The organism is Ruegeria sp. AM4, from assembly GCF_056540665.1.
The window spans coordinates 287,734-308,519 of the sequence record NZ_JBQFXD010000005.1; the positions used below are offsets into that span (position 1 = coordinate 287,734).

General features: G+C 58.3%; 18 protein-coding genes and 1 tRNA gene. 6 read left to right on the forward strand and 13 right to left on the reverse strand.

Going from position 1 to position 20,786, the window contains the following annotated elements:
• Window positions 1–125 precede the first annotated feature (125 nt).
• The 3 genes from ACR0JA_RS12755 to ACR0JA_RS12765 all read right to left on the reverse strand — a co-directional run bounded on the left by ACR0JA_RS12755 (window position 126) and on the right by ACR0JA_RS12765 (window position 6,036).
• Entirely contained in the window at window positions 126–3,740 is a 3,615-nt protein-coding gene (locus tag ACR0JA_RS12755; RefSeq protein ID WP_480575090.1) for an autotransporter domain-containing protein, read from the reverse strand.
• Window positions 3,741–4,623: 883 nt separating this feature from the next.
• Window positions 4,624–4,699 (reverse strand) — tRNA-Val (locus tag ACR0JA_RS12760).
• Between the two features lie 83 nt (window positions 4,700–4,782).
• Complete coding sequence (locus tag ACR0JA_RS12765) at window positions 4,783–6,036, reverse strand: aminotransferase class V-fold PLP-dependent enzyme (protein WP_480575093.1); 1,254 nt, start codon at window positions 6,034–6,036, stop codon at window positions 4,783–4,785.
• A gap of 190 nt (window positions 6,037–6,226) precedes the next feature.
• Between ACR0JA_RS12765 and modA the strand changes: the two genes are divergently transcribed.
• The 3 genes from modA to modC are packed head-to-tail and all read left to right on the forward strand — an operon-like array spanning window position 6,227 to window position 8,779.
• Window positions 6,227–6,991, forward strand: a complete 765-nt coding sequence (gene modA, locus ACR0JA_RS12770; RefSeq protein ID WP_480575096.1) for a molybdate ABC transporter substrate-binding protein — start codon at window positions 6,227–6,229, stop codon at window positions 6,989–6,991.
• Between the two features lie 4 nt (window positions 6,992–6,995).
• Window positions 6,996–7,688, forward strand: a complete 693-nt coding sequence (gene modB, locus ACR0JA_RS12775; RefSeq protein ID WP_480575099.1) for a molybdate ABC transporter permease subunit — start codon at window positions 6,996–6,998, stop codon at window positions 7,686–7,688.
• Window positions 7,685–8,779 (forward strand): molybdenum ABC transporter ATP-binding protein, encoded by a 1,095-nt coding sequence (modC, locus tag ACR0JA_RS12780; protein ID WP_480575102.1) that lies wholly within the window; start codon window positions 7,685–7,687, stop codon window positions 8,777–8,779. The genes modB and modC overlap by 4 nt, the downstream gene beginning before the upstream one ends.
• Here the strand turns inward: modC and ACR0JA_RS12785 are convergent.
• Both ACR0JA_RS12785 and ACR0JA_RS12790 read right to left on the reverse strand, forming a co-directional pair.
• Entirely contained in the window at window positions 8,776–9,687 is a 912-nt protein-coding gene (locus tag ACR0JA_RS12785; protein WP_480575105.1) for a Hint domain-containing protein, read from the reverse strand. The genes modC and ACR0JA_RS12785 overlap by 4 nt on opposite strands.
• Window positions 9,688–10,200, reverse strand: coding sequence for a toxin-activating lysine-acyltransferase (locus ACR0JA_RS12790; protein WP_480575108.1), 513 nt, complete (start codon window positions 10,198–10,200; stop codon window positions 9,688–9,690).
• 207 nt (window positions 10,201–10,407) lie between these two features.
• Here ACR0JA_RS12790 and ACR0JA_RS12795 point away from each other — a divergent pair, with 207 nt between their 5' ends.
• Window positions 10,408–10,806, forward strand: a complete 399-nt coding sequence (locus ACR0JA_RS12795; RefSeq protein ID WP_480575111.1) for a hypothetical protein — start codon at window positions 10,408–10,410, stop codon at window positions 10,804–10,806.
• Between the two features lie 3 nt (window positions 10,807–10,809).
• Here ACR0JA_RS12795 and hemF read toward each other — a convergent pair whose 3' ends face one another.
• Genes hemF through clpS form a run of 4 tightly spaced genes read right to left on the reverse strand, consistent with a single transcriptional unit; the run spans window position 10,810 to window position 13,894 of the window.
• Window positions 10,810–11,694 carry an oxygen-dependent coproporphyrinogen oxidase gene (hemF, locus tag ACR0JA_RS12800; RefSeq protein ID WP_480575115.1) on the reverse strand — a complete coding sequence of 295 codons (885 nt, stop codon included), beginning with the start codon at window positions 11,692–11,694 and terminating at the stop codon, window positions 10,810–10,812.
• Between the two features lie 5 nt (window positions 11,695–11,699).
• Window positions 11,700–12,500, reverse strand: coding sequence for an SDR family NAD(P)-dependent oxidoreductase (locus tag ACR0JA_RS12805; RefSeq protein WP_480575118.1), 801 nt, complete (start codon window positions 12,498–12,500; stop codon window positions 11,700–11,702).
• 37 nt (window positions 12,501–12,537) lie between these two features.
• Entirely contained in the window at window positions 12,538–13,503 is a 966-nt protein-coding gene (locus ACR0JA_RS12810; RefSeq protein WP_480575121.1) for a class I SAM-dependent methyltransferase, read from the reverse strand.
• 49 nt (window positions 13,504–13,552) lie between these two features.
• Complete coding sequence (clpS, locus tag ACR0JA_RS12815) at window positions 13,553–13,894, reverse strand: ATP-dependent Clp protease adapter ClpS (RefSeq protein WP_480575124.1); 342 nt, start codon at window positions 13,892–13,894, stop codon at window positions 13,553–13,555.
• 92 nt (window positions 13,895–13,986) lie between these two features.
• Here clpS and ACR0JA_RS12820 point away from each other — a divergent pair, with 92 nt between their 5' ends.
• Both ACR0JA_RS12820 and ACR0JA_RS12825 read left to right on the forward strand, forming a co-directional pair.
• Window positions 13,987–14,688, forward strand: coding sequence for an HAD family hydrolase (locus ACR0JA_RS12820; protein ID WP_480575127.1), 702 nt, complete (start codon window positions 13,987–13,989; stop codon window positions 14,686–14,688).
• A gap of 278 nt (window positions 14,689–14,966) precedes the next feature.
• Window positions 14,967–16,343: a D-alanyl-D-alanine carboxypeptidase family protein gene (locus ACR0JA_RS12825; protein ID WP_480575152.1), complete on the forward strand. Its 1,377-nt coding sequence runs from the start codon at window positions 14,967–14,969 to the stop codon at window positions 16,341–16,343.
• A 66-nt stretch (window positions 16,344–16,409) separates the two neighbouring features.
• Here the strand turns inward: ACR0JA_RS12825 and ACR0JA_RS12830 are convergent, their stop codons facing one another.
• The 4 genes from ACR0JA_RS12830 to ACR0JA_RS12845 all read right to left on the reverse strand — a co-directional run bounded on the left by ACR0JA_RS12830 (window position 16,410) and on the right by ACR0JA_RS12845 (window position 20,324).
• Window positions 16,410–17,657 carry a hypothetical protein gene (locus tag ACR0JA_RS12830; protein ID WP_480575130.1) on the reverse strand — a complete coding sequence of 416 codons (1,248 nt, stop codon included), beginning with the start codon at window positions 17,655–17,657 and terminating at the stop codon, window positions 16,410–16,412.
• 148 nt (window positions 17,658–17,805) lie between these two features.
• The gene (locus tag ACR0JA_RS12835; protein WP_480575133.1) at window positions 17,806–18,567 is read right to left on the reverse strand and encodes a LamB/YcsF family protein; all 762 of its coding nucleotides are present in this window, start codon (window positions 18,565–18,567) and stop codon (window positions 17,806–17,808) included.
• 12 nt (window positions 18,568–18,579) lie between these two features.
• Complete coding sequence (locus ACR0JA_RS12840) at window positions 18,580–19,578, reverse strand: 5-oxoprolinase subunit C family protein (protein ID WP_480575136.1); 999 nt, start codon at window positions 19,576–19,578, stop codon at window positions 18,580–18,582.
• Window positions 19,575–20,324 carry a 5-oxoprolinase subunit B family protein gene (locus ACR0JA_RS12845; protein ID WP_480575139.1) on the reverse strand — a complete coding sequence of 250 codons (750 nt, stop codon included), beginning with the start codon at window positions 20,322–20,324 and terminating at the stop codon, window positions 19,575–19,577. The genes ACR0JA_RS12840 and ACR0JA_RS12845 overlap by 4 nt, the downstream gene beginning before the upstream one ends.
• Window positions 20,325–20,786 lie beyond the last annotated feature (462 nt).

Here is a 20,786-nt window from a genome sequence, read left to right on the forward strand (position 1 = left end):
GTGGACGGAGGTGGATTGGGCATGCGTGGCGAAACTCATCAAGCGCTCCTATGGTCAGGAAGCTAGTCAGATTGAAAAGGCTAAATGGCACCAACAACCGGCCAAGCATGCAGCCATCCACAGGTTCAAAACCTTATGGAAGCCGTGAGTTCTCCGACAATACTGGATCCACCACCAAAGGTTGATTGATACTCACCGCTGAAGCCTATCGATCGGTTTCCATCTGCAGATGTATGTTCAAGCGTAAAGCCCAGAAACCCTGCGGCTGCATCTTCTGTGGAAGCCACGAATGAAAAGGGCGTCGCCGCCACGATCGCGTCCACATCGTCGGATCCTGCATCGAAAGTTGCGTCAACTCCAACTGCCCAGTTCAAATAGGTGCTCGATCCATTTGCACCCTCGTAAAGGCGCGGCAAGTTCAATTGCGCCCGCGTGTTGAAGAGTGAGACATTCCGATCTTCGACCGTTAGGGGATACGCGGTTCCTGTTTCTGTATACTCATCAAGTTTCAGAAAAACATAACTTGCGCGCGCACTGAGGAAGGCAGGAATTGGCAAGGCGTTGATGGGTGCCGAGATCGAGAGCGACGGAGCAATGAAAGTCCCGTCAAAATCGCCCTTCGCTTCGCCGCCATCAACGTTTCGGGTCACGTCGTTGTCGGTTACGCCAGCAAGAAGCGCCGCGTTGATGCTGTATCGTCCATAGTCCCTTTCGAGGTAAACGCCCCCAAAATATGACGTGATATCTGTATCGCCTGCGTCTTGATCCAGCGAGATACGGCTGTCGTCATATCCGACAAGAACACCAAAATCGCTATTATCGATGAGTTCATTCGTTTCGGCACCAACTACGAAACCGTACATGCGATGGCTGAACCCAAGATTTGAACCGTCTTCTTCAACATCGCGATCTCCGCCAAAGGCCGTAGCCCAGACATATGGACCGTTATCCTGTTCGACATACCCGAAAGGACCCAGGTTTCTGCTGACCTGAGCGTCCGAGGACCCGGACGCATAGGGGCTGGCGGTTTCAATCGTGTTGAATACAGCGTCTGTCAGATCGCTGATGAAGGTACCTTGGGCCGCAAATCCTGTTGTATCTACCGATACCGCCGTGAGGCCGTTGTTGGCCAAAACGCCGGCCCCTCCGAAATTGACGATTTCGGGGGCGGACGCGAGGTCATTGTCGTCTCCCGATGCATCGGCAAAATTGACAACCGCATTCATCCCGCGCGCAAAGTTCAACGTGTCGATGTCATTCGGGTTTGTTCCCCCGATTCCATCATTGCCATTACCGAAATCGACCGAACCGTTCAGGATCGAGCCGGGCTCGAGCGTTAACGTGTCGTTGCCGTCGCCGCCAAATACGATGGAAAAGCCTTCGCGACCGGTGATACGGGCCGAGTTTGTGATGGTTGCGGCAGCATTGTTATCACGATCTTCGATCTCGATACCGTATTCGAACGCATCAATATTTCCGGTGTTTACGATAGTGATCGAACCCGTTCCATCAACGTCCACTTCGATCCCGTTATTGTCCAGCGAACGCAACGCCCCACTGTTGGTGACCCTGGCGTTGCCGTCGCCGTTTAACTCAATATCGATCGCGTCGGAATCGGCGGTAAGCCGGGCAAAGTTTTCAATAGCGACGTCGCCGCTTCCCTCGACATCCACTTCTATCGCGTCGTCTTCGCGAGAGGTTATCCGCCCCGAGTTTCTAATGAAGACATCGCCATCTCCGAAGATTTCGGCGTCGATACCTTCGTCACTTCTGGCTGTAATGGACGCAGAGTTCGTAATGCTGATGTCGCCATTCTCGGTCACATGGGCGAAGATTCCATCAACTTCGGCGTTGATGGTCCCGGACGCCGTGATGGTAATATCGCCGCTTCCGTCAACTTCCGCGTTAATGCCATCAATGTTTTCAGCCGCAATGTCACTCGACGCGTCAACCGAGATGTTCCCATCACCAGCAACAAAGCTGCGGATCCCGTGTTCGCTTGCTTCGATATCACCGTTCATCGTGATCGAGATGTCGCCGTCACCGTCGACTTCGGCTTCGATGCCGTCATCCGAACTGGCGCGGATATCACCTGTGACTTGAATGGTGATATCACCGGAATCCTCGGCATCGGCGTCAATGCCGATCGCACCGCCAGTGATATTGCCCACCACAATGACGTCAATCATGCCTCCGGGGCTGCCGGTTTCCACATCAATCGCATCGCTGTCGCGCGATTGGACATCACCCGTCACATTGATGGTTACATTCCCGTCCTCGGCGTCAGCAAAGATCGCATGTTCTTCGTCAGCAGAAATGTTACCGTTGGAATTGATCGTTACGTTGCCCGTTCCGTTGGCTGCGCCATAGATCCCGTATTCTCTGCCAGCAATATCCCCGATGCTGTCGATGACGACATCACCCGCGCCATTCACCATTGCGTTGATACCGTCGCCTGCTGCTGCACCGCTGACATCGCCCCGGTTTGTAATATTAATGTCGCTATCATTGCTCGCAAGCGCGCGGATGCCGTCCCTCGCGGACAATATATTGCCCGACGAAGTGACGCTGATATCTCCGTCTCCGCCCCTTTGGCGGGCAAAGATGCCATCAGCGTTGTTGCCACCGGTCGTGATATTTCCGGTCGAGCGGATCGTGATATCGCCGTCACCGTCATCCTGCCGTGCAAAGATCCCACGGGCATTGTTGCCAGAAGTCGAAAGGTTGCCCTCGGATTCAACGGTGATATCCCCATCTCCGCCATTTTGACGCGCCAAGATGGCGTTCGCGTTGTTTCCATCTGTCGTTATATTTCCAGTCGATTGGATCGCGATATCGCCATCGTCATCGCTTTGCTGTCCAAGTATACCGCCGGAGTTGTTACCAGCCGTCGAGATGTTGCCATCCGAGACCACCGAGACATCCCCTTCGCCGCCACTCTGAAGCGCGGTAATGCCTGTTGATCGATTTCCCGCCGTGCTGATGTCGCCTGCCGAGTTGACCGATACCGTGCCGTCTCCACCGTCCTGATTGGCGTAAATTCCGTCTGAACGGCTGCCCGATGTGCTGATACGACCTTCTGAAACCACTGACACCTCGCCATCACCACCTTGTTGAGTGGCGCCGATACCGACGCTTCTGCTGCGTCCGGACGTCGTGATGTTGCCTGTCGAGTTCACCGAAACGGCACCGTCACCCTCAAGATCGGATCGAATGCCAAAGGACCGACGTCCGTTTGTTGCAATGTCGCCAATAGATGTGATCGAAACATCGCCGTCGCCGTCTGCGTCCACGACAATCCCATCCGCGCCGTTCCCGGTAGTGACAATGCCGCTGGTTCCATTCGTCTGGATGTTGAGGGTTGCGTTACCAGTAGGTGTGCTGAAAGCCACGCCGTCTGTTCCGCCGCCTGGTGCAATTCCCGGAGCCGTCACGTTATTGATATTGAGCGTTTCGAGTGTTGGCCCGTTTGCCTGAACACCTGTTGAAATATCTCCCGTACAGGTGGCAAGGTCGCCCGCAACAGTACAAGGACCATTTGACGGAGGAACAACCGTTTGCGCGATCGAAGGAGTTGCCACTCCAATCGAGGCGCCCAACCCTATCGCACCGGCTGCAACCGGAGCAGCGAAAGCGCGCAACGCGGCGGGTTTTCTCTGACGGAAATTGTTCGTCTGTGCTTTGGAAAGTGCCGCCGCACGACGGCGTGCTTTACGGTTCAAACCGCATACTCGAAACATCTTGTTCACCCCTTAAGGGTGGCTTGGAAACCACCGCAACTTTTTGCGCGGAACTCTCCGCGTATGTGTTAGCAGCAAAAAAAAGATGGCTTTTTGATGTTCCTATTAACGATGTGTTAACGAATTTCTGAATGGTCTTTTGTATGATGCAATTTGATCACATGTGTGCTCTGAAAGAACCGATGAGCGGCAGTTCCTTCCTTGGATCCGGCGGGGAGATAGAATTGTTCAAATAGCTCCCTTCGGGCAGCGTGAATGCCAAACGGATTCAGAATTCGCGCCCACTCAAATTTCAGCGCAGTGCGCACATATAGAGCTTCGGATGCGCGTCGAATTTCTGCAACGGGAGTCCTCACATGAACGACGTGAGCCCACCTTACTTTTTCATCGTGATCATGTTTGGGTTGACGTGTTCCACCTGCGCCGCGATCTCGGCTTGGCTTTTGGTAGGTTTCAGTTTGAGCACCCTTCGTGCGACATACGTCGCCACCCGGGAACCCGTTCATTGCGCAACTTTCATTGTCCGCACATCGTTTTTCGCTCGTGAAGTTTTCTCGGTATTTGCGCAGCACCTCTCCAAGGGTCATCTCGGATGCGCTCGAACCGAGAGTAGGCGCCAGCAATCCTCTGCCGGCGCTCAACTCCGTCTCTAGCGCCCACTTTGCCCCATCAGCACGCTTGAGAAAGGACCTAGATCCGGATTGCCCGTCCTTCCGCACAGTCGCTTGCCACTTCCCGTTGGGCCGATTAAAGATTGTTGCCATGACCAGTATCTCCCGTGTTGGAGACATCTTTTTCATCTAAGTGCAGCGGACACAGTTTCATGCGCAGAACAGCAGAAGGTGCTAGTCGCGTAAGACCTTGATCCATTGTGGGGAGCGGATGGTGGGTGATGAGAGACTCGAACTCCCGACATCTTCGGTGTAAACGAAGCGCTCTACCAACTGAGCTAATCACCCGTGAGGGGGGATTTAGCCAAGCCTGCGGGCGGTTGCAAGAGGGTACCGGCGAAATTCTTTCGTGGTTTCGCCGTTCATCACGTTCAGGGGCGCATATCCTTGAGGGCGGCAAGCAGTTGCGCCACTTCGTGTTCAGTATTGTAGTGGCACAGAGAGATACGTATGCAATCGCTCAGACCCAGAGGATTCAGCACATTGCCGCTATAGTGATCGGCCTTGCGGGTGTGGGTTCTGATGCCTTGTGCGTTCAGCTTGGTCACCACATCGGCCGAGGGCGTGTCGCGCACCACAATTGAGACCAGCCCCTCGCGCGCGGGATTGTCGGCTCCGGCCAGAATCGTGATGTGGTCCATATCGCGCAGGCCGGGCAAATTGCCGGTGCCATCGATCATCGCGCGGGTCAGATGCGTTTCATAGGCGTGGATGGCACGGCCGGCAGTTTCGAGTCGTGTGCGCCGGTCGCTGGCATCGGTCAGCTGCGATCCTAGCCAGTCGAAATACCCCACCACATCAGACATCGTGGCATAAGCGCCGGTGTCGCGGGTGCCGAACTCCCACCCATTTGCCGGAGCGTCGATTAGCTGATCATGCGGCAAATCGGTCATCCGGTCCGAGATCCACGCCACCCCGAACCCGTGGCGCGAGAACACTTTGTAGGGAGAAATCGCATAGCCATCGACCCCATAACTATCCAGATCCATCTGGCCATGGGCAGCATGCTGGATGCCGTCGACGATGATGAAACAGGCAGGTGCGACGTCGCGTATCGCCTGAGCGATTGCTGCCACATCCATGCCCATACCGGTCACGGGCGAGGCATGCAGAATCGTTGCCACGGCAACATCCGGGGTCATCCGCGCGCGATAGTCGTCTGCGGTCACCAATCCTGTCGCGTTGTCGTGCGGTACGTTGACATAGTCCAAACCGGCGATTTCGGCCCAGCGGCGCGCGGCGCTGCGGCTGGCGGGGTGTTCGATGGAGCTGCCAATCACCTTACCGCCCTTGGCGGCGTTGATGCAGGCGGTACGGATCATGCGGAACAAAAGTTCGGTGCCGCTTTCGCCGACAAAGAACTGCCCACCCCGCACGTTCATGAACTCGGACAAATCTGCTTTGGCCGTGTTGATGATGTCGACCAAGGCATGGCTGGCCACGTTGTCGCGCCCCTGATTGTCCGGGATAGCGGCGAACTTGGCCGAGGTTTCGGTCACCGAATTCAGCGTCAATGCCCCACCTGCGTTTTCAAAGAAGATGCGGGGGCCCTGAAACGGGCATTCCTCGACATGAGCGAACCGGGCGCGGATAGCCTTGATAAGATCGGGGGACTGTTGGAGCATGTGAACCTTCCTGACGTCAGCCCTTGCAGATCAGCCTGAATTCGATGCCTGATCAATCCCGTTCGCGACAAATCCTGGGCAATTTCAACCGGGGCAATGTGGGTAAGGGGCCGACATTGGGGCCTTGCCTGTCCCATGCCGCCTCCGATATGCCCAAAGGAACCGCAACCCTTTGAGCCGGAGGCACAACATGACCAGCGTGTTTCGTTGCCTGATCGCTGTGCTGGCGATCTGTGCCATGTCGGCGACACGTGCCAGCGCGGATGGGGTTCTTGTATTCGCCGCCTCAAGCCTGAAAACGGCGTTGGATTCGATTGCCGAGCAGTATGAGGAACAGGGCGGCCCACCGGTTACAGTCTCTTATGCCGCCTCGTCGATCCTGGCCCGGCAAATTCAACAGGGTGCGCCTGCGGATATGTTCATCTCGGCCAACGAGGACTGGATGGATCTGCTGCAGCGCGATGGCATCCTGAAGGAGGGTTCGCGCGTTGATCTGATTGGAAATCAGTTGGTGCTGATCGGATCAGAAGACAAGGAAAGCGCGGAAATTGGGTCTGGTTTTGACCTCGCTGCCCGATTGCAGGGCGGGTATCTGGCGATGGCGCTTGTGGATGCGGTGCCGGCCGGGCTTTATGGCAGGTCAGCGCTACAGTCGCTGGGCCTCTGGAACAGTGTACAGGGACAGATCGCGCAGGCCGACAACGTTCGTGCTGCTCTGGCTCTGGTCGCAACTGGCGCAGCCCCGTTGGGGATTGTCTACCGATCAGATGCGCATGCGGAACAGCGCGTTAGTGTCGTGGGGGTTTTCCCGCCGGATACGCACGCTCCGATCATTTATCCAGCGGCCCTGACGCAGGCGGCGGGTCCCGAGGCGCAGGGGTTCCTGACCTATCTGCAATCCGATGCCGCCCGGGCAGAATTCTTGAGGCAGGGCTTCTCCCTGCCTGGTCGGTAGGCGCATGGGTTGGCTGGGACCGGCTGAGCTTGAAGCGCTGCGTCTGTCGCTGCGCGTGTCGTTCTGGGCGACCCTTGCCACTTTGCCTTTGGGGATATTCGTCGCCTATGCGCTGGCCCGCTGGCGCTTTCCGGGGCGGCAGGTTTTGAACGGGTTGGTGCATCTGCCCCTGATCCTGCCCCCCGTCGTAACGGGCTATCTGCTTCTGTTGACCTTCGGTGTGCAGGGGCCTTTGGGCCGTCTGTTGGCCGAGGTTGGAATCGTAGTGGCCTTTCGCTGGACGGGCGCGGCGCTGGCGGCAGGCATCATGGCCTTTCCGTTGATGGTTCGCGCCATCCGACTGTCGATCGAAGCGGTTGATCCAAAACTGGAACAGGCGGGCGCAACGCTTGGGGCCTCGCGTCTGTTGGTCTTTGCGACAGTAACGCTGCCGATGATCCTGCCGGGTGTCATTGCCGGGGCCATTCTGGCCTTCGCCAAGGCGATGGGAGAGTTCGGGGCCACGATCACCTTTGTGTCGAACATCCCAGGGCAGACGCAAACCCTGCCATCGGCGGTCTATGCCTTTCTTCAGGTACCGGGGGGTGAGGCTGCGGCGACCCGCCTTGTCATCATCGCAATCGTGATTGCCATGTCGGCGTTGCTGCTGTCAGAGTTCGTCGCCCGTCGCGTGGCGCAAAGGGTGGCCGGGTCATGAGCCTGTCGGTCCGTGTGCGACACCAGTTGCCGGGTCTGGCGCTGGATCTGGATTTCGACGCGCCACCGGGCGTGACGGTTCTGTTTGGTCGGTCAGGCTCGGGCAAGACAACAATTGTCAACGCCGTGGCCGGATTGCTGCGTCCAACTGCGGGTCGCGTGGCTGTCGATGACTGGGTTCTGTTCGACACCGCAACTGGTGTATGGCTGCCGCCGCACCGCAGGCGTCTGGGCTATATCTTTCAAGAAGGCCGTCTGTTCCCGCATCTGAACGTGCGCCAGAATCTGGCCTTTGGAAGATGGTTTGCACCGCGTGGAGCGCGCCGTGAAAACCCGGATCGCGTGATCGAGATGTTGGGGATCGGGCACCTGCTGGCCCGCCGGCCCGCGATGTTGTCGGGCGGAGAAAAGCAGCGTGTCGCCATCGGTCGCGCCTTGTTGGCGGCTCCACGCCTGATTTTGGCGGACGAACCGCTTGCCGCTTTGGATGAGGCGCGAAAGGCCGAGATATTGCCCTATTTCGAGCGTTTGCGGGACGAGGTCTCGGTCCCGATTCTCTACGTTACGCATTCGGCCGCCGAAGTGGCACGGCTGGCGACCTCGGTGGTGGCTTTGCAGGACGGCAAGGTTGTTCGGCACGGCCCTGCGTCCGAGGTTCTGGCGGATCCGTCCGTTGCGCCTGCGGGCGTGCGCGCGGTTGGCGCAGTGCTGCGGGTCAAGGTCGCGCAGCACCACGACGATGGCCTGTCAGAGTTGGATGCTGGCGGTGCGCGGCTGTTTCTGCCTCATGTGCCGCACCGCATTGGTCAGGACCTGCGCATCCGCATTCCTGCGCAAGAGGTCATTCTGTCCAGTGTGAAGCCCGAAGGGTTGTCGGCGTTGAACGTGCTTGAAGGACAAGTCGAGGCGATCCGCGCAGGCGACGGGCCCGGAGCAATCGTGTCGGTGAAAACCCGAGCCGGGGTCGTGCTGGCGCGTGTCACCCGTCGGTCGGTTGCGGCCCTGAATCTGCAACAGGGTCGCCAATGTTACGCCGTCATCAAAACCGTTGCGCTGGCGCCCGAGGATGTCGGCGGCAAGGTATCAGGCTAGGCCAGGGCCAGCGCCTCATGCTCGCGCAGGATCAGCCGGGCTGCGTGCCCGAAACCTGGGTTTTCGGGGGTCGGCCGGTCCGGGAAGATCGCCGCCAATTCCTGCAACGCATCCGAGGACAGGGAATGCAGCGCTTCGTCCCCCAGAAACAGGCTTTCGGCCAAGGCCCCCTCGGCGGTCAGAATCTCATGACGGTCCAGCAGGATATGCAGGTATTCGACCGGAGTGTCCGACTTGTCGATCCCGATCCCGGGCCAGGAACAAAGATGTTTGGCGGCAACCAGAACTTCGGGCGCACCGAACAGGATTTCGACCTTTGGTCCGTTGATCAGAATACGGTGTTGCTGCGACACCAGCAGATCGCGCCGGGGTCTGCCATCTCCAAGACTACCTGCGGGGATACGGACGGGTCGCATCGCCGGGTTTTGTCGCAACTGCACCGTACTGAGCCAGCTGCTTTCGATCCAGCGGATCGGTTGTGGCCCGCGATCCAGGGTCTGGACGCAGTCTCCGGCGGCCAGCGTTTCGATCAACCGCGGCCCGCCTGCGGTCTCGATCCACGTCCCGGCGGTGAAACAGACACCTTCGATGGTAATGGTGATGGGTTCAGGGTCCGACGTAACCGGTATTGGCCCGAAGATGGTGCTGATGGTTGCGGTGACCTGAACCTCGAATGTGTCGATCAGTATTTCGCCATCGTCCAGATTGTCAAACACCGCAGGGTCCACGGTGTAGGTCCACTCACCCGTATCAGGGTCAATCGAGGCGGTGCCAAAGGTTGGTTGCGATGAAATCTGCCAGAACTCATCGAGGATAGGCGCAAAGCTGGTGGCATCCAAATCGCCCGTGGCCTCATTCGGCGGGTCCCCCGTAACCGAACCTGTGGTGTCGCCGGTGATCGAAACCATCTAAGCGTTCCCTTCTTTCAAAGCCTGGGCGAATTCCTTTTTCCGATAGAGCCGCATATGCACTTCGCCCTCGCTATCCCGAGTCCACTCGACAATGCGGTTGCGCGTCAAGTCACTGTCCATTCTGTTGGTGCGCACCCTTGGATGGGGAATTTCGGCTTTCAGGATGTCGACAATCTGGTTGGTCTGACCAAACGGTGCCACCAGATCAACGATCCAGAACGAAGACCCGCTGGTGAAGTCGACCTCTTTCAAGGGTTTTTCCTGCACGGCGTACCGGTGCTCAGCCTCGGGGCTGAGACCCGCAAATGTCACAAAGCCGCGGGGAAATCCGTTCTGCCGGAAAATATGATACTGGCCCAGCCGCAGCGGTGTTTCAAAGGCATATAGCACCTGACCCAGAGTGCGGTTGCGATGTGTTTTGGTCAGCGACGCCAGATAAAACAAAGCGCCAAAATCCGCATACTTTTCAGGCGTCAGATCGAACCAGTCTTTTGGAAACGGCTTTTTCAAATGGCACCTGATTTGGTGAAGCTCTCAAAATAATACCCGGTATCATATTCAAATAAAGGTTTTTGTTCTAAGGCGCTTCGTCCTGCGGCTTACTTATCAAGCCGGGTGTTTCCCCAGCGGGCGGAATGTCGTAGGTTTGACGGGTTAATTGGCGAAAGCACTTAAATCCGATTATTAGCAACGGGATGCGCGGCGATGCGATTTGGCATGATTTTGACTTTGGTTGCCTTTGGGGCAACGTCGGCCTTGGCTCAGGGCGTTGGTTTTGGCTATAAACTGCGACCGCAATTCAGAACCCAGATCACGCCGCTGCAGGATGGGACTTATCAGGTTAAACCTGTCGGGGGGTCCTCTGCCGCCGTGACCTATTGGTGCGGGATCGGGGACTATGCGATCCGCACGCTACGCGTTTCGAACTCGCAGCGGATCTACGTGTCGAAAGCCTATGAAAAAGGCGTCCGTACGGTCAATTTTTCGTTCACCCCACCCCCCGGTGCGGACACCGACCCGGGATATTCCCTGACGGTCAACAAGGTCGGTGAGAACCTCTCGGCCGCTTCTGCGCAAAACTACTGCTATGACAACTTCATCGACATGGGGTTCTAGGCGTCAGACCCATTTGGCAAGCGGGGGCAGGCTCATCAGAACGGCATCGGGGTCGTGGCCGGTTTCCAGCCCGAATTTCGTGCCCCGGTCGTAGACGAGGTTGTATTCGGCATAAAGCCCGCGATGCACCAGTTGCGCGTCCTTGTCGGCTTCGGAAAAGCTCTGGCCCCGCCGCTTTTCGACAAGCGGCAGAAACGCGGGCAGGAAAGCGCGACCAATATCCTGCGTCAAACTGAAATCAGCCTGCCAGTCGCCGGTGCAGTAATCGTCCATGAATATCCCACCTACGCCGCGCGCGCGCTTGCGGTGAGGGATATAGAAATACTCATCCGCCCAGTCTTTCAGGCGGGGATAATGAGACGGTCCGTGCGGGTCCAGATGGGACTTTTGCGTGGCATGGAAATGGGCGGTGTCATCGTCGTATTCGATGCAGGGGTTGAGGTCCGAACCACCACCGAACCACCAGGCATGCGGGGTCCAGAACATACGCGTGTTCATGTGAACCGCTGGCGCGTGCGGGTTCTGCATATGGGCTACCAGACTGATGCCCGAGGCCCAGAATTGCGGATCATCCGTCATACCAGGGATACCTTTGCGCGCGGCCATTGCCTGTTGCGCCCGTTCGCCAAGCGTGCCGTAAACGGTCGAGACATTGACGCCGACCTTCTCGAACACCCGCCCGCCGCGCATGACCGACATCAGGCCACCACCGGCATCCGAGCCGTCATCCGAGTGCCGCTTGGTCTGTTTGACCTCGAACCGGCCCGGCGCGGCGTCCGAAAATGGGCCAGTGTCGTGGCTGTCTTCAAGGCGCTCGAACGCGGAAACGATATCGTCGCGCAGCTGGCGGAACCAAGCCGCGGCAGTGGATTTTTCAGTGTCGAACATGGAATTCAATGGGCTGGAGCGGCGACGGGGTCCAGCAGGGTGCGGCCTCCGTCGATGGTCAGGATTTGTCCGGTCATGAAACCTGCGGCATCCGAGGCCAGGAATTGCGCGGTCTCTACCAACTCATTTGGCGCGGCGATGCGGGCCAAAGGCGTATGTTTCTCGATATCATCCCGAAAATCGCGGTTTTCCTTGAGGGTCGATTGCAGCGAGGCACTCATCACCGACCCCAGCGCGATCGAGTTGACGCGAATGCGGTTCGGGGCCAGCGCCACCGCCAGCGACCGTGTCATCTGATCCAGCGCGGCTGTGGAAACGGAATAGGCCATCAGGTCCGGATGCGTGCGCCGTGCCGCAATCGAGGACAGGTTGATAATCGAACCGGCCGGGTTTTCGCTGTCGCCATCCGCCTGTTTGATCATGCGCTTTGAGATTAGCTGACTCAAACGCAGGGCAGGCATAAGGTTTTGGTTAAGCAGGGTGCGGACCGAATCGTCCTCCATATCCATTGGATCGGACGGGATGACCTGACGCGCGCCGTTAACCAGAATATCGACCTGATCAAATGCGTCCAGCGTTGCCGACAGCAGATTGGCAAGGGTCAGCCGTTCGCGTAGGTCGCCGGCAAAAAACCGGATGTTGCTGTCATCGAGGTCATCGCCCAGTTCCTCGGCCAGGCGTTTTTCGTCCATGTCGGCAAACATGACATTCGCACCGGCATCCGCAAAGTGGCGACCGATGGCCAGACCGATGCCGTTGGCGCCGCCTGTGACGATTGCGGTTTTGCCCGCTATGGAAAAGGACATGAGTTTCCTCCTGAGTTGCGGTGCAGGTTAGCCGGGATCACCGGCGGGGGCGAGAGGCGTGGAACACCTTGAACCGATTGTCGCCGGTGATTTCCTCGACGCGGGTGAACATGTCGCTCAGCGTTGCCTCATAGGGCAGATGGCGATTGGCGACCATCCACAACGAACCGGACCGTTTCAGATTGCGGGCGGCAGATTGGATAAAGCCTTGCCCCAGACTCGGATCGGCGGCGCGAGAGGTATGAAATGGCGGGTTCATGACCACCGAATCCACCGGTTCCGGCGCGCGCCAGCTGACCGCGTCGGCCCAGTGAAACCGCGCGCGCGGGTCTTGAACATTGGAGCGCGCACAGGTCAGGGCGGTGTGATCGGCCTCGACCAGATGCAACTCGGTCACGGTGTCGTCCGCAAGCAGCCCCGCGGACAGATAGCCCCAGCCCGCACCCAGATCGGCAACCCGAGGACCCAGTTTCGGCGGCAGTGAGTGTCGCAACAATCCCGAGGCCGGATCGATCCCATCGGCGGAAAACACGCCCGGAGCTGTGCGAAAGCCTTCAACGGTCTGCGCGTCCGGCGCGGCCCAATCCGCAAAAGCTTGCGCGTCCGCCTGAAACCAGAAGATCTTGCCATGAGCTTTGGACAGCGGACCGTCGATTGGGACCCGTTTGCGGATATCCTTTATCAAGCTGTCCACGCCGTCGGTCTTTGCGCCGTCGACCACGACGGTTCCGCTGGCACGCTGACAGGCCAGGTGGATCAAAGCCCGCGCCAGTGCCTTGGCGCGCGGAAGAAACACAACGACGTCCTGACAGGCCGTATTCGCTTGCGCGACGGTTTCGAAACCCAATGCCGCGAAATGATCGTGAAACGGTTTGAACGGCTGCACGACCTGAGACCCGGTCGGCACCTCGGCCAAATCGTGCGTCGGCGTTGCGCCGATCACCGAAACGGGCGAGGTCAGGGTCAGGCCATTCTCAAGGGCAAGGCTGAGGCGAAGGGACATGGGCGGGTTGTGCGAACGCAACGGGAAGGGGCAGGGCCCTGACTTCGCCTTACTCTTCGCGTTCCATTGTGCATTGCAGGGGGTGCTGGTGGCGGCGCGCAAAGTCCATGACTTGCCCGACTTTGGTTTCGGCAATCTCGTGGCTGAAAACGCCCACAACGGCGACGCCTTTCTTGTGGACGGTCAGCATGATCTCGAACGCCTGCGCATGGGTCATGCCAAAGAACCGCTCGAGCACGTGAACAACAAACTCCATCGGCGTATAGTCATCGTTCAGCAGCAGCACCTTGTACAAGGGCGGGCGCTTGGTCTTCGGACGCGTTTGTACCAGGACTGACGTATCGTCGTCCTCGTCTGGTTTGTCAGACATCATCCACGGCGTTTCGAGCATGTCTTGTGAGAATCCGATTAAAGCTTCGGTTTGTTTCTGCGCTTATATAACGTCAGAACCGTCAGAGAAAAGAGTTACCGGGCGGATTCGGAATGGACAGTCAGTTGACCACAATCGGCTTTGATGCCGATGACACGCTTTGGCACAACGAGCGGTTCTTTCAGCTGACCCAGGATCACTTTGCCGAGTTACTGTCGGATCATGCTGAAAAAGATCATCTGATGGATCGCCTGCTGGCTGCGGAAAAGCGCAATATTCAACACTATGGCTATGGCATCAAAGGTTTCACATTGTCGATGATCGAAACGGCCATCGAGGTCACCGATGACCGGGTGCCCGCGTCAGTCATCCGCCAACTGATCGAGGCCGGGCAAGAGATGCTGGCCCATCCGATCGAGTTGTTGCCGCACGCCCGCGAAGCCATCGAAGCCGTAGCCGCGACACATCGAGTTGTTCTGGTCACCAAGGGTGATCTGATTGATCAGGAACGGAAACTGGCGCAATCGGGGCTGGGCGATCTGTTTGATGCGGTCGAGATCGTCTCGGAAAAGACGCCCGACATCTATCGGTCGGTCTTTGCCCGGCACGGTGACGGGCCACGATCCGCGATGATGGTCGGTAACTCGATGCGGTCAGATGTGGTGGCACCGATTCGGGCCGGCTGTTGGGGCGTTTACGTGCCGCATGGCCTTGTGTGGGAGATCGAGCAGGCTGATGCACCGGACGGCAACCCACGCTATCGCGCGTTGGCCGATCTTGGAGAGCTGGCCGGGTTGGTTCAGGCGCTGGCATAATGTTGCCATTTAGACCCACTTGCGAATTATTCCCGGACAATACGGCCCAGATCCCTTCACTATCGCGGGTTTGGTATGTTGCCGGTGCGCAGCTACAACATCTGGGTATTTTCAGAACCGCCTAGATTTGGTGAATCTGTTAGCTTTCGGTTTATCTGACGGCGAGTCTGTGATAGCCTGACCTGCAATAAAATAAGTAATGCTGACCGGGAAAACCCGGCGGCCCGAGGCAGACAGAGGCAAAGATCGTGCAGGTTCGGCGGACAGTTCCGGCCCGGATGGGCTTCCTTCTCATGGTATTGATGTGGGCGCTTTCGTTTGCGCCGATGCAGGTACAGGCCGCGCCCTATGCGGCCATGGTAATCGACGCGCGCACCGGCGAGGTCCTGCATTCGCGAAACGCGGATACGCGGCTGCACCCGGCCTCGCTGACAAAAATGATGACGCTCTACATCGCGTTCGAAGCGGTGCGGAATGGCGAGATCACGTTGGACACGCCCGTTCGCATCACAAAAAAGGCGGCGTCCGAGCCTCCCTCGAAACTGGGGTTGCGGTCTGGGCAGACGATTGCGTTCCGCTATCTGATCCGGGCAGCGGCCGTGAAATCGGCCAATGACGCGGCGACAGCAATCGGGATCACGCTTAGCGGGTCCGAGGCTGCCTTTGCCCGGCGCATGACCCGCACCGCCAAGGCGATGGGGATGAGCCGGACCACCTTTAAAAACGCCCATGGTCTGACCGAGTCAGGGCATTTGTCGACCGCGCGCGACATGACCACGCTGGGGCGGCATCTACTGTATGACTTCCCACAATATTACAACCTGTTCTCGCGCAAATCGACGGATGCCGGGATCAAGACCGTTCCCAATACCAACCGCAGATTGCTGGCGGCTTACAGGGGCGCGGATGGCATCAAAACCGGTTATACCCGCGCGGCGGGTTTCAACCTTGTGGCCTCGGCCAAGCGTAAGGATGAGCGAATCATCGCAACCGTATTCGGCGGCAAATCGGGTGCGTCACGCAATGCTCGGGTCGCCGAGTTGCTGGACATGGGGTTCCGTCGTGCGCCTTCGCGCGCGCCGATCCGCAAGCCTGCCCGCCCGTCCTATGCGGGCAATGCCGGTCTGGAGGGGGCCGCAAAGATCGCTCGACTTACAGGCGCACCGAAATCCAGCCTGCGTCCGGTATTGCGTCCGGGGCCGGGGGCAGCCATTCAAGTCGCGGGCGCTGTTGCTGAAACGGCGGCCAAGAACGGTTCGCGCATTCAGGACGGAATCGCCGCCGCGATCGCGGCGGCCGACGTAAAGCCATCGGATGATGCTGGCCAGACCAACGAAGATCTGGTCCTGGCCTCGGTCGCGCCTGCGAAACAGCCCGAACCGGAACCCGAAGTTGTCACACGTTTGTCGACGTCTGGTGGGCATCTTTGGGGCGTCAACGTGGGGCGCTATACCACCCGGTACGAGGCCGAGAAGGTCCTGCTGAAAACCGCGCTATCGGAAATGACCACGCTGGAAGGCACGCTGCGCAAGGTGAACCAAAGCACGCGTGGATTTGATGCGACATTTCAGGGCATGACCCGGGAACAGGCCGATCTGGCCTGTCGCCGGTTACAGGCGCGAAACGTCACCTGTTTCATGATCGGGCCATCATAAGGTCCGGCACTCACTCTTGAACCTGGGCTGCGAAGGAAACTTCGCAGCCTTTTTCGTTCCCGAGCTTCAGTCGAATACATGCCCGTGTTCATATTGCTCGTCCTGCCCGGCAGCGGCGGTCAAGGCGGCGACATTGTCCTTGGTGAAGAACCCATCATATTTGTGGCACCGCTCAATATACTCGGTGATCAGCAGCGTATTCTTCGAGTGTTTCGAGAAAATCTGCTTCAGGTTTGGGTCGTCTTTGCACTCCCCCACCACATGGGCCAGGAAGGGAACACCTTTGTCTTTGAGCGTGTTGACCACGAAATCCACGTTCTTTTCACCCGCGCCGTGATCGCCGTCCTGAATCTCGACGGCCATGTGATGCAGACGGCGACCGAAGTTCCGAACAAAATCCTCGGTCGGCATGGGCAGCTTTTCGAACGAATTTACGAAGGATGGTGTGTTGTTGGCAGTAAACACCTTGGCGGGCGATTTCTTGTCGTCGTCCACATTGGCGTTGCGGTTCACATTGGTCGACGAATTCATGTCAAAGATATTGTACGCCCCCCAGAAGTAATAGGGCACCATGGTCAGGAATTCGAGGATCGCGTCCTCTCGCTCACCGGCCAGAACGCGCGTGGCCAGATGATCAAGCCCCAGCATCAGCGGCGCAATCTTGGTGTCCGAACCAAATGCGCCAGCCGCGTCAAGGCGCGCTTGTTCGGCATCGCTCAGCAAGATCCGGTCGCCCAAGCCCAGACTGTCGGGATCGTTGAAATCCAGCGTGGAATAGCCAACGCGATTGCAGGTGAAATCCGAGGGCGAGGTGAACAGAAAGCCGCCCTGCGTATAAAATGGGTTCTCGGTATCTCCACGGTATTCAAAGCGGATGTTCTGCTCTTCCAGGGTTTTGCTCAGGGCCTTCAGGTCGGAAGCGCCAAACACCTCTCCGACATAGCGCGTTTGCGGGGTGCTGCGCGCCAGAGGATACATTCTATTAATACGTGGGATGAAATCCTCGAACGTTTCACTAAGTGGCGCCATCAGGATCAACGCCGGATAATCGGGATGCGAATGCATGACCGAATACTTGTGCGTGCTGCCCAGATAACTGGCCGAATGCCGGTAGGGCGTCATGACATACAGTTCAACCAGCGTATCAATCAGTGATGCAGGTTCGACCTGGATGACAATGGCGCGCATGGGGCCGACCTGATCCGCCACACCTGACGCCGTCCGGCGTTCATAAATCATTGGTAGGTATTCGGCAAAGAACTCGGAGTTCTTCTTGTCGCCCCTTGGTTGATAGGACATCAGATCGAATGACATGTGCGTAGCTCCTTGCGAAAACTGGTTGTGTCAGGGCCGGGCTGCGGGGATTTGTGGTATTCAGAACATGTACTTGCGGGCATGCTAGGGCCCTAAACCTTTCCAGGCAACACACAGAATCTGGGCAATCGGGATTACTGATGCCTTTCTATCGGGTGAATTTTGACACTTCGACGCCGGATGTGATCAGAGCCTCCCTGACCGAACGCGCAATCTGAACGGCAGTCGGGCCGTCGCCATGCAGGCAGATCGTGTCGATCGAGGTTTCCAGGCGCTTGCCGCTTTCCGTTATGATCGCGCCCTGGCGCACCATATCCGCGATACGTGGCCCGGCAATGTCAGGGTCATAGATCACCGCGCCGGGCAGGCTGCGGTCGACCAGCGTGCCATCGTCGTTATAGGCGCGGTCGGCAAAGATCTCGCCAACCCATTTGCATCCCAGGTCGCGCGCGGCCTGTTCCTGTTGCGTCACGGCCAGAACCATGATGATGATGTCCGGGTCGACCTCAAGCGCGCCTTCATAGCAGGCCCGCGCCATGCCCGCATCGACCGAGCACATATTGGCCAGTGCTCCGTGAAGCTTGAGGTGCCGAACCTCGGTACCCACCGCCCGGGCCATCCCTTGTGCCGCACCCAATTGGTACCGCACAAGGTTGCGCAGGCTATCATGCGGAACCTTCATGTTGCGGCGTCCAAAGCCCTGCAGATCGGGAAAGCCCGGGTGTGCCCCGATGCCGACATCATGTTCGGCGGCCAGTGTCATTGTCCTGGCCATCACATCGGGATCGCCTGCGTGAAAGCCGCAAGCTATGTTGGCCGAGGTGATGATCCTGAGCAGGCTTTCGTCATCGCCCATCTTCCAAGGGCCAAAGCTTTCGCCCATATCGGCATTCAAATCGACGCGGGGCATAAGTGAAACTCCTTAATCCGTGGCAGAGACCATACCGCTGATCAACTGATAGGACAGCAGGTCTGGAATGTCGTGAGGGTCGCGCAATAGCGGCTCGACCCGGCTGCGCAGGCGCGCCAGCTCTGCCATATGGGCAGCTTGCAATGCAGTCGCCTCGTCCAGCGACACAAATTCGAATCGAACCGGGCCGTTGGCGGAGGTTTGGGCAGCGCGCGGAAGATCGCAGGGCAGGACGGTTGCAATGCGCGGATACCCTCCGGTCGTCTGACATTCGGGCAGCAGGATAAACGGCCGCCCTGTGCCGGTCATCTGGATGTCACCAGCGGTGATGACTTCGGACAGGATGTTCAACTGGCCTGTTGCGGCAAAGCTGTCTCCGTCACTTTCCAATTGCATCCCCATCCGGTTGGCGCGCGGGCCGCGTCGAAACTCGGTTGCCGTGAATCGGTTCAGCGTCTCCTGATCGAACAATTCGGTCTGAAAGCTGGCCACGATCCGTAAGGTGCCGCCCGAGAACCGATCCTCAATACCCAGCGTCAGCCCGGTTTCACCGGTCGAGATGCTGGCGGGCAGCGTGTCACCGGCCTGAACAGCGCGCCCGACATTGGCTGTCAGATGTGTGGATCGGGACCCGAGGAAAGCCTCTGTCTCAATCCCTCCACCAAGATGCAGATAGCCATAGTTGCCCCGCAAGACGGATCCGAGCGTCAGACGTTGCCCCTTGTACAGCAGGTGCGACGCATTCCAGGGCACGGTCTCACCGTCGATGCTGGCCTGCATGGGCGCACCGGTCAGGGCAATGCGTGTATCCTGCTTGGCCTCGAATTCTCCACCCAACCCTGCCATTTCAAGGGCGGCGCAGTCCGCAGATTGCCCCAGCAACGCCGCGCCTTCGTGCAAGGCGATGTGGTCGGCTGCGCCCGAGCGTGACAGACCCTGCGCCAGATACCCGGTGCGCCCCTGATCCTGAACCGTGCAGGACGGGCCTATGCGATGAACAAGCAGGCTCACGCAGTGATCTCCTCACAGGTTGCGCCGCCGGCACCACTGGCGTTGTTGGCGCTGATCTGGGTGAGTTCATCCGGCGTTATCGGAACGAATTGCATCTCATCCCCCGGGTTCAGGGCGAAACTATCAGGCAACTCAGGCCGGAAACACCGGAACGCGGTCTGGCCGATGTGACGCCAGCCGGTTGGAGTTGGGTTCGAGAAAAGCACGAATTGCGATATTGCCAGCACCAAGGCGCCGGCCGGAACCCGGGGGTTCAAATCCTGAAGCCTGGGAATATCGAACTCGGGCCTGAGCGGGCCAAGGTAGGGTTGACCCGGTGCAAAACCAATTGTCAGAACGCGGACGCGGGCGTCACTTAACCGCCGGACCGCCTCGTCGCGCGTCAGCCCCGCTGCTTCCGCTGCTTCATCCAATTGCGGCGCAAGCTCAGTTCCGAATACTGTTGGCACGCGCCAGAGTCTGCGTCCGGTTGGCAGCGGCGCCGTGTACCAATCGCGCGCGTCCAGCAGATGGCGCACTTGTGGAAAGAGTTCAGCCAGGGGCAGACGTGCGGTATCGACCCGAATATAGGTCGACGCCAGCGATGTGGATGTCTCTGCAACGCCTTCCCATGCTTGTATGTCGATCTCGTCACGCAGGGCCAGCGCAGCCCTGTTCGCATCCTCGGCCATCCTGTCTGCAAACGAGATGAGAATACCGTCGACACCAACCGTGCGAATTTGAGGGGTTTGTTCTGTCCGGGTCATTCATCCTCGACCTGTGGCGATCGGCTGCGTTGGTCAGAGATGAGCCCATCTGACCCCCGGACGCAAGCGTGGCGGCGAAGCATCTGCCTTTTTGGTGCGTTGCGAGTCGCCGGAATCGGTTCATTTTTGGGGGCGGAATGCTTTCGCCTCTAGTGTCGAGTCGCGACGGCAACTCAATATATAGTGGTACCAGCTTTCGGGGACCGCTAGGCGGAAGGCAATGGTCGTTCGTTGGAGCTATGATTAGAGGATTCGCACCTTATTTGACGCCCCCTAACATTATGATTTAATTTAGATTTTATTGATTTGTTTGTTTTTTTGTATTTTTGTGTTTTTTCCACTTGCGCGTGGTTTGGGTTATGCTTAGAACGCCCTTCACCGGCGCTGGTGAGGCGGTTGGGACGCTGCGGTAGCGGTGGAGACGCATCGGAGAGACGGTGGGCATCTGAGGTTAGGGTTTAG

Bases quoted from the DNA above. Each gene is read 5' to 3' on its own strand.
- ACR0JA_RS12755 (WP_480575090.1), bottom strand. From the start codon at position 3,740: ATGTTTCGAGTATGCGGTTTGAACCGTAAAGCACGCCGTCGTGCGGCG.
- ACR0JA_RS12765 (WP_480575093.1), bottom strand. From the start codon at position 6,036: ATGCTCCAACAGTCCCCCGATCTTATCAAGGCTATCCGCGCCCGGTTC.
- modA (WP_480575096.1), top strand. From the start codon at position 6,227: ATGACCAGCGTGTTTCGTTGCCTGATCGCTGTGCTGGCGATCTGTGCC.
- modB (WP_480575099.1), top strand. From the start codon at position 6,996: ATGGGTTGGCTGGGACCGGCTGAGCTTGAAGCGCTGCGTCTGTCGCTG.
- modC (WP_480575102.1), top strand. From the start codon at position 7,685: ATGAGCCTGTCGGTCCGTGTGCGACACCAGTTGCCGGGTCTGGCGCTG.
- ACR0JA_RS12785 (WP_480575105.1), bottom strand. From the start codon at position 9,687: ATGGTTTCGATCACCGGCGACACCACAGGTTCGGTTACGGGGGACCCG.
- ACR0JA_RS12795 (WP_480575111.1), top strand. From the start codon at position 10,408: ATGATTTTGACTTTGGTTGCCTTTGGGGCAACGTCGGCCTTGGCTCAG.
- hemF (WP_480575115.1), bottom strand. From the start codon at position 11,694: ATGTTCGACACTGAAAAATCCACTGCCGCGGCTTGGTTCCGCCAGCTG.
- ACR0JA_RS12805 (WP_480575118.1), bottom strand. From the start codon at position 12,500: ATGTCCTTTTCCATAGCGGGCAAAACCGCAATCGTCACAGGCGGCGCC.
- ACR0JA_RS12810 (WP_480575121.1), bottom strand. From the start codon at position 13,503: ATGTCCCTTCGCCTCAGCCTTGCCCTTGAGAATGGCCTGACCCTGACC.
- clpS (WP_480575124.1), bottom strand. From the start codon at position 13,894: ATGCTCGAAACGCCGTGGATGATGTCTGACAAACCAGACGAGGACGAC.
- ACR0JA_RS12820 (WP_480575127.1), top strand. From the start codon at position 13,987: ATGGACAGTCAGTTGACCACAATCGGCTTTGATGCCGATGACACGCTT.
- ACR0JA_RS12825 (WP_480575152.1), top strand. From the start codon at position 14,967: ATGGGCTTCCTTCTCATGGTATTGATGTGGGCGCTTTCGTTTGCGCCG.
- ACR0JA_RS12830 (WP_480575130.1), bottom strand. From the start codon at position 17,657: ATGTCATTCGATCTGATGTCCTATCAACCAAGGGGCGACAAGAAGAAC.
- ACR0JA_RS12835 (WP_480575133.1), bottom strand. From the start codon at position 18,567: ATGCCCCGCGTCGATTTGAATGCCGATATGGGCGAAAGCTTTGGCCCT.
- ACR0JA_RS12845 (WP_480575139.1), bottom strand. From the start codon at position 20,324: ATGACCCGGACAGAACAAACCCCTCAAATTCGCACGGTTGGTGTCGAC.